Origin of the sequence: Lyngbya sp. CCY1209, assembly GCF_035615495.1 — a bacterium.
Classification (GTDB): Bacteria; Cyanobacteriota; Cyanobacteriia; order Cyanobacteriales; family Microcoleaceae; genus Limnospira.
In genome coordinates this window covers 1-8,310 of record NZ_JAJENU010000290.1, presented here as the reverse complement: position 1 = coordinate 8,310, position 8,310 = coordinate 1, and the positions used below count along the sequence as shown (strand labels likewise).

The 8,310-nt window shown below is 53.4% G+C and carries 4 protein-coding genes and 1 pseudogene; 3 read left to right on the top strand and 2 right to left on the bottom strand.

What is annotated here, in order from left to right; genetic code table 11:
- Window positions 1-118: 118 nt before the first annotated feature.
- A pseudogene (locus LKE08_RS08445) lies at window positions 119-880 on the top strand (RNA-guided endonuclease InsQ/TnpB family protein); the annotation flags it as partial.
- A gap of 121 nt (window positions 881-1,001) precedes the next feature.
- On the opposite strand, the gene LKE08_RS08440 reads toward LKE08_RS08445, so the two are convergent.
- Complete coding sequence (locus tag LKE08_RS08440; RefSeq protein WP_324703775.1) at window positions 1,002-2,480, bottom strand: carotenoid oxygenase family protein; 1,479 nt, start codon at window positions 2,478-2,480, stop codon at window positions 1,002-1,004.
- A gap of 19 nt (window positions 2,481-2,499) precedes the next feature.
- A complete protein-coding gene (locus LKE08_RS08435) occupies window positions 2,500-3,888 on the bottom strand; it encodes a folate/biopterin family MFS transporter (RefSeq protein WP_324703774.1) in 1,389 nt (462 codons plus the stop codon).
- A gap of 452 nt (window positions 3,889-4,340) precedes the next feature.
- Here LKE08_RS08435 and LKE08_RS08430 point away from each other — a divergent pair, with 452 nt between their 5' ends.
- Window positions 4,341-6,518 (top strand): proline-rich domain-containing protein, encoded by a 2,178-nt coding sequence (locus tag LKE08_RS08430; protein ID WP_324703773.1) that lies wholly within the window; start codon window positions 4,341-4,343, stop codon window positions 6,516-6,518.
- A gap of 165 nt (window positions 6,519-6,683) precedes the next feature.
- Window positions 6,684-8,222 carry a hypothetical protein gene (locus LKE08_RS08425; protein ID WP_324703772.1) on the top strand — a complete coding sequence of 513 codons (1,539 nt, stop codon included), beginning with the start codon at window positions 6,684-6,686 and terminating at the stop codon, window positions 8,220-8,222.
- The last annotated feature ends 88 nt before the right edge of the window (window positions 8,223-8,310 follow it).

Here is an 8,310-nt window from a genome sequence, read left to right as displayed (position 1 = left end):
TTCGGGAGCTTGATAGCTCCGTCTCTTTAGAGCGGAGTGGAAAAGCGACACGGCGGCTTTAGCCGCATTGCCGTTATATCCTGAAAAAGTTAGCATTATGCGTTGATTAGGTCGAATTATGCTCGTACTTGAGTTCAAGGCTTACGGTAAGCCCAGCCAGTTCGCCGCCATTGACGAGGGCATTCGAGTTGTCCAGTTCATTCGCAATAAGTGCATCCGCCTGTGGATGGACACCCCCAAGACCGGGAAGTATGACCTCAGCAAATATAGTGCCGTACTGGCCAAAGAGTTTCCGTTTGCCGAAAAGCTCAACGCTATGTCTAGACAGGCATCAGCAGATCGGGCATGGACGGCTATCTCTCGCTTCTACGACAACTGTAAAAAGAAAGTCCCTGGCAGAAAAGGGTATCCACAATTCCAGAAGGATAATCGCTCAATCGAGTACAAAACCCAAAGTTGGAAGCTGGCCGATAATCGCCAGTCGATTGCTTTCACTGACAAGCTGGGAATCGGCAAGTTAAAGCTCAAGGGAACTCGCCATCTCAATTTCTACTCGAAAGAACAGATCAAGCGGGTCAGGCTGATCAAAAGATCTGACGGCTACTATGTTCAGTTCTGTGTTCAGGTCGAGCGACGTGAAGAGGTTCGGCCCACTCACAGTGCCATCGGCTTGGATGTGGGCCTTGAGAACTTCTACACTGATTCGCTGGGCGGCAAGGTCGAGAACCCCCGGTTTTACAGACTGGGAGAGGCGAAGCTGAAGCGGGTTCAGAGAAGAGTCAGCCACAAGCAGAAGGGCTCTAACAATAGAGCTAAGGCGAGAGTTCGATTAGGCAAAGTTCACCTCAAGATAAGTAGGAAGAATCTCCGTCGCTGTCTTCGCGGAGAGTGTCAACAATCGCCGCGACTGTGCAAGCTTTTCCCATCAAAATTCCGCGCCCCCAACCCGTGGGAAAGCGCGGAATTTTTGTCGGCGGAGACAACTGAAAACTTATTAAAACTTAAAGTTTCGCGAAGGTTCCGTGCAATCCGTAGGGGATATGGTGTTTGAGGTGCAACCGGGCGACGGGGCCTTGATTCACGTCCTTGCCATCCAAAATGACGACATCGGACTGGTGGGTTTCGCTATTGTAAACCAACATCAACACCCAGCCGTCATCCTCCGAATTCCCGTCCGGGCGGGGGACGAACACGGGTTCCCCGGCAAATCCCCGGGGTGCCGCGCTCCAAAGTTGGCGATCGCCGGTTTCGAGATCCACCTTCAAAACCCCCTGCAGGGGCGCATTTCCCTCGGGCTGGTGCGCCGCGCCGAGGTATAAATATCGGTAGGAACGGCCCATGCGATCGGGGTGGATTGTGGGGAACTCGCAACACCGGGATTCGACCATTTGGCGTTTAACTTCCCCCGTGGTTAAGTTGAGGTTGAACCGCCACAGTTGACCCGGTTCGAGAACCGTAAAATCAGTATCGCGGAAATTCGCCTGGGGGTCAACGCCCGGTAAGGATTCGTAACAGATGGAGTCGAGATAGATTTCGTCCCCCGTTTCAAAGGCGTTGACGTGGTGGAAGACGAACCCGGATTCGATTTCGAGCACTTTTTTGTGCGATCGCCGCTTCGGGTCGCGGGGAATCACGATCGCCCGGGTGGGTTCGTTTGGTTGAAAATTGATGCACTGGCCCGCCCCGCAGAGTCCGAACAGATACGGTAGGGGATTGAAGCGGACGGGATTTTGCAAAAAGATGCAGTAATTGGGGGTAATGGCAAAATCGTGGATGAAGGCGAAACCGGGCACCGAATGGTCATGTTTGTGAACCAGTCCGCCGTCGGGGGCAAGTTCGTAGATTGTAATTGTCGTCGAGAGTCCCGGTTTGATGGCAAAATTCACCAAACTGGGTTCGCCGCCATTGAATTGAGAACGGGGGTCGATGCGGGGGTGGGCGGCGAAGGCTTCCCCCGGTTCGAGGATGCCGCCGAGATCGTCAATGCCGAGGGTTTCCAGGGTTTCCGGGTCGAGGCGGTGGGGTTGGGCGGCTTCCCACAGGGCCAGGAGTTTGCCGCCCCAGTAAATGACCTGAGTATTGGCAATATTTTTGGTTCGCAGGTCGAAGGCGTTGGCCAGCCATCCCCCCGGTTTTTGGGTGCCGAATACGCCCCGATAGCGGATGGTCTGGGCTTTTTGTTCTTCTAAATAGCCCGGGGTGCGGACGTAGCGGTTGCGGTAGTGGGCCCGTCCGTCCCGGAAGGCGATCGCGGAGATCATGCCGTCCCCGTCGAAGGGGTGGTGGATGGGCAGACCGCCGATATCTAAAAGGCCGGGGCCGTTGCGGAACAGGGTCCCTTCGAGATCGGGGGGGATGGTTCCGTCGATGTCGGCGATCGCATAATCGTATTCATTCGGTTGGGACCCATAGCCCCGCTTCCAATCTTCGGGATCGTAGGGCCGTTCGGTTTTGGAGGGTTTGGAGGTCAAATTTTGCATGGTTGAGACTGAAAAATAACTAATCGGACACTAATTCCGGAACCAATTCCGGATTTAGGGATTCGGGTTCGCCGTCGGGGGACTCGGGGGACTCTTCTTCCCCTCGGGCGCTGACCTGGGGCAGCCAGTGGATCAGGGGGAGGGGCAAAAGGGTGCTGAGGTTGGTGATCGTCAGCAGCAGCCACAGGTTATCGAAATTCGTTTCGGTGACTCCCAACAGGTGCGTCAGCAGGGCGCCGGACTCGTGGGAGAGGAGTCGGGCGAGGTTGGAAATGGACATCAGCAGGGCGAACAGGGTCGCTTCTACTCCGGGGGGACAGAGGCGGGCGGCGAGGACGAGCACGGGCATATAGGCGATCTCTCCGGCGACGGTGAGGATCAGGCTGTCCCCGAGGCTGAACCAGCGGTCATCGATGCCGAGGGCCCGGTTGGCGTGGGTGACGAGCAGCAGGACGCTCATGCCGAGGACGGCGGAAATGATGGTCGAACCCAGGAAGATTTTCCGGAAGGGGACGGATTTGAAGAATCGCTGGAACAGCCAGATCCCGATCAGGGCGGCGATGCTGGTGACGAGGCGGACCCGCCCCAGAAATTCGGGTTGGAACCCGAGTTCGTTGGTGCTGAAGTAGAAAAAGGCGGAGTCGCCGGAGGGGGTGGCTTGCCACAGGAACACGAAGGCGGTGGGCAGCCAGATGGATTTTTGGGTGATGGCCCCCCGCAGTTGTCTGACCTGATCTTTGACGATTTCCCAGTTGGAGGCGTCGGTTATCCGATTTTCCGCGATCGCTCCGGCGATGGCGGATACCAGCAGGGGAAAGGTGGCGGTGATCAGGAATACGGTTTGGGAGTTGAAGGCTTCCAGGAGGTAGCCGCTCAGATAGGCGGTGATCAGTCCCCCGATGGCGGAGGTGGCCCAGCAGAGGGACTGGAGGGAACCGATGTTGCCGATGGACTCGTTTCGGGCCCGCTCCACTACCAGGGAGTCTACGATCACGTCGCTGACGGCGACGGAGAGGGAACTCAGGGCGATCGCGATCCCGGCCGTGACGGGGTTGCTGACGACGGTGGCCATCGCCACCCAGGAGAGCGCCCCCAGAAGACCCGATAGAATCAGATAGGGTCGGCGGCGGTATCCGAAAATGGGCAACCCGTCGGAGAGGAACCCGAACAGGGGTTTGACCACCCAGGGGAGGGAGGCGATCCCAGTCAGGGCGGCGGTTTCGGCCGGACTCATCCCCAGGTCATCTTTGAGGAAGAAGCTGACGGCGAGGCGGGCTAACCCCAGGATTCCCTGGACGAAGTAGACTGTCAGGATGGCGACCAGTTCCGGGCTGGGGTCGTTCCCGAAGAATATATTTTCCTTGATGAATGCTTTGATCTCGGCGGTGCCGAATCGGGACGATCGCATATTGTAAATAAAGATTAAGATTTTTCAACATATATATCATAACGATTCGCCTCGGCAATGGCAGCCGATCTCTGTTTGGGTGGGAATTTGAGGCGTCGGGGGGCGTAGGGTGGCCCGCAGAAAATTTTAAGAAATCGAGCGGAATGGGGCTTCTGGGAAGGGGAAAATGTAATTTTTTGGGGACTTAGGGAGCAAAACCGGGAACTTTTGAGTCCATGAACTTGGGATTCTACAATCGGTAGAATGGAGTATGTTTGAGGCTGTCGGTCCGGGCGATCGGCAGCTTTTTTGACTCTCGCCAAATTCTGGAATGGCAGGTCGGAATAGAAAGGCCGTGTCGGGGCGCGATCGCTCGGTATTTTTACAGATGACGGTGGGTCCCAATTTGTTCCTTGGCAGTTCGGGACGGACTCGGCTACAGTGAGTTCTGTCCGAGCCATATCTGACTTTCTATGGATGCCGAATCTGGGTTGACGGGGTTAAGGCGAACCGCGATCGCGGTTTTCGTGCTGTTGGGGACGATCATTTTCTACGGATACGAATTCGCATCCGCCAACCTCCGCAACCAACTCCCAGCCGTCGAATTCCTCCTCGACCCGACCCTCTATCCCCGGGATTTTTACGTTCGGGAAATGGTGCAATTCAACCCGCGATTTTATTATTATCATTTAATTGAAGTTTTGTCAAGGCTGGGATTGAATATTTCGGCGATTACATTCATTTATTATCTCATCGCACTGGCCGCATTCGTCCTGGGTTTGTCTGCGATCGCCCGCATTTTGTGCCGGAATGTCATGGCGGCTTCAACCCTGGCATTTCTGGGCTTAACCGCCGCCAACGGCACCATCGGTTTTACCGATTTATTCCGCACTGAACCCATTCCGGCAACGTTTGCGATCGCTGTTTCAATCTGGGGAATTTATCACTGTTTTAAGAGTCGCTGGATTTTCGGATATACTCTATTCGGCTGTGCCTGCCTCCTACAATTTTTGGTCGGCGTCCTCCCGGGGATATTATTCGCCCCCCTCGCCATTTTAGAAGTTTATAGAAGCTCTCACGTTGATCGGCAAGAACGCCCAATTCAAAGTCCCCCTTACCAAGGGGGATTTAGGGGGATGGAAACTCCCCCTTACCAAGGGGGATTTAGGGGGATGGAAACTCCCCCTTCCCAAGGGGGATTTAGGGGGATGGAAACTCCCCCTTACCAAGGGGGATTTAGGGGGATGGAAACTCCCCCTTACCAAGGGGGATTGAGGGGGAGCGAAACTCCCCCTTCCCAAGGGGGATTTAGGGGGAGCGAAAGTCCCCCTTCTCAAGGGGGATTTAGGGGGATCTCATCAGCCTACAAATCCCCACTAATCGCCTTTCTATTATTAACCCTTTTCGCCGCCGGTGTCTACCTGCCCATGAAACTCACCGGAGGGACGGGAAGTGAGCTGATGGACGACGGACAGTTTATCGAGCTTTACGGTTACATTCGCCACCCCCACCACGTCATTTATTCTAAATTTGGATTATTCGGATCGCGGGGGTGGATCAATTGGATCGGGTTCGCAGTTTCCGGATGGATTCTAATCTCAATTTCATCGGTTTTTACATCCAAAGATAAATTCAAACTGCGAGTTATTTTTATCGCCGCTTTGGGAGGGTTGCTGCTGGGGTATGTGTTCGTCGAAATCATCCCGATCGCCACCTTCGCGAAACTGCAACTGGCGAGGACGACACCTTTTATTCAACTGGTGGTTTTAATGGCGATCGCGGCTTGGGTTAGTCAATCTTACCGGAGTGGCAATCTGCCCTTGGGATGTCTATTAATCGCCCTTACCGTTATTAAAAATAGCGGGATTTTGTTGGCGATCGCCACCATAACACTCTGGTTATACCCCCGTTATCTATCCAAACTTAAAAATCGGTGGATCTATTTTTCAATCGTTATTTTAATGCTGATTTTGTCAATTCTCCTCTGTTCCTACTTCGGTGCGATCTTCACGCTGCTATTTGTCGCATCAATACAACGCATCCAAATACCCTCCCAGAAACTCAATTGGATCGATTATGGCTCCATCTTTTTACTGCTGCTGACTTTCCTGTTAAACTATCATTACGATCTGTTTCTGTTTGGGACACTATTTTTTCCCGCGATCGCACCCCTTCCCCGGTTTCCGAAATTATTGAAAGTCGCCCTATTGTCAATTTTGATAATTGTAGGCGCCTCCTGGATGCCGAATCGCCTAAAAATTGTCGCGAAACCGGACGAACCCGTGGCAATTTTAGGCGAACGGTTCCGGCAACAGAGTCCCCAAGATGCCCTCGTTTTAGTTCCCCCGTCTGATGAAGATTTTCGCTTCTATTCCCAGCGTTCCGTGGTGTGGTCGTTCAAAAGTTTTCCTTTCACCGATCGCGGTATATTGGAATGGGAAGATCGGATGAAAAAAATAACCGGAACCGTCGATGCTTCTGCCGCCGATTTAGATGATCGCTACCGCCAAAAGTCGGGTTCGGAATTAGTCGCGATCGCCCAAAGTTTCCAAGCTGATTATATCCTCACTCGCACTGACTGGCACCCCGAGCTCCCCGGAACCCCCGTCGATACCGTCGAGAATTGGGGAATTTGGCAAATTTCAGAATAGTAGCACAGGCATCCTGCCTGTCACAAACCAGCCAGTTACGATCCAGATTCTTTTGTATATAAGCCGTAGCACAGGCATCCTGCCTGTCACAAACAAGCTGGAAGCTTGTGTTACGAGAACAAGGTATACTGCTATTCAGTTCGTCGGGTGTCGCCAAAATTGTCCATGAGTTTGAGTCCCGCAGAAACCGCCAAACCGTCCGCCAGTGGCGATCGCATCTGGAAAGATTCCGCGATCGCGATCGCACTATTTGCCCTCACGATACTGACTCGCCTCCCCTTCCACACCCAATTTCCGGAGGGGGACGAGGGACATTTCGCGATGGCGGTTCGCGAGTTTGACGTCAGTCGAAACCAGCCGCAGATGCCGGGGATGTTTATCATTTTTATCTGGATGGCGAGGTTTTTTAACCTGTTTATCGACGATCCGACGCTGAGTTTGGTTGCCGTCAATATTGTCGCCTCGGGGGTGACGGTTGCCGCTTTGTTTCTGTTGGGAAATGCTTGGTACAATCGCCGGGTTGGCTGGAGTGTATCGTTACTCGCCCTCACCAGTCCCCTGTTTTGGTACTACGGCGAAACGGCGTTTTCCCACGCCTTGGAATTTTGCTGGGTGGTGCTGATTTATCTTGCTGCCTATTATACGGGATTGGGCGATCGCCGTGCCCTATTTAGTTTGGCGATATTGATGGGTTTGGCGGGCGGAATTCGTCCCAGCACGCCCTTTTTCTTGCTTCCCCTCGCTTTGGTTGCGGTGTTTTTCGGGTGGCGGCGTTCCCGCAAAACTGATAGTCAAAATTCGTTTACCTTTTTTCAGGTGATTTTAGCCTTTGGAGTCGGTTGGCTGGCGGTGGCGTTGTGGTTCGTTCCGTTAATTGCCAGTGCGGGGGGATGGCAAAGTTATTGGGAGTTGGTGCAAAATTGGCTACCCGTGCACACCACCCGCCAGGATGCGGATTCCTTGGGGGAGGTGTTCGACAATGTGATGGTATTGATGAAGGCTTATTTTCGGGTGGTGGGATTGGCGATTATTCCCATGTTTTGGATGTTGGTGCGCGATCGCACGGCGATCGGGTATTTGATTCGCCGGGATTGGAAAATTCAGAGTTCATTTGCCGCTTTAATTCCGGGATTGTTGTATTTTTCTTTGGTTCACCTCCGCCGCAAACCCCAGACGTTTACCATCATGCCTGCGGTTCTGATTATGGGGGGGTTGACGATGGTTTGGTGGGGCGATCGCCTCTCGAAGTATCACCGCCAAGCCTGGGCAATTGTCACCGCCGCGATTGTTGGTTTGAACGGGTTATTTTTCCTTTTTGGTCCCCCTGGAATGCCGACTGCCGGAGAGTTGCGACGGTTCAATTTGGATGTGGGAGAACGGATCGAATTTGTCCGCGATCGCTTCCCCCCGGAAACTACCGTCGTCCTGACTCGGGATTATTATTACCGCCTCATGGATCTCTATTTTCAGAACTATCAATTGCCGGATTTATCCCACGATTTGGATGAGGATGCGATCGTGCTTCCCCCCCACATCCGCACTCTGGTTTTGTTCGACGATCGCATTTTCAGCGAACCGGGACAGGCGGAGAATTTCCAAACGATGAATATGCCGAGCGATCGTCCCATCCGCTATCTGAATTGGTTGCCGGAATGGCAGGTTAAACTCAGCGAAAATGGCGCGATTTTGATGCGGCGTCAATAACGGTTTCTATCGTTTCAATCCCTAATCGGTATTTCTGATTCTATCCAATCCGGTTGAATCTCCAAACCGCTTGGGAATCAATTCCCAA

Coding starts and splice junctions, on each gene's coding strand:
- LKE08_RS08440 (WP_324703775.1), bottom strand. CDS start 2,480: ATGCAAAATTTGACCTCCAAACCCTCCAAAACCGAACGGCCCTACGAT.
- LKE08_RS08425 (WP_324703772.1), top strand. CDS start 6,684: ATGAGTTTGAGTCCCGCAGAAACCGCCAAACCGTCCGCCAGTGGCGAT.
- LKE08_RS08435 (WP_324703774.1), bottom strand. CDS start 3,888: ATGCGATCGTCCCGATTCGGCACCGCCGAGATCAAAGCATTCATCAAG.
- LKE08_RS08430 (WP_324703773.1), top strand. CDS start 4,341: ATGGATGCCGAATCTGGGTTGACGGGGTTAAGGCGAACCGCGATCGCG.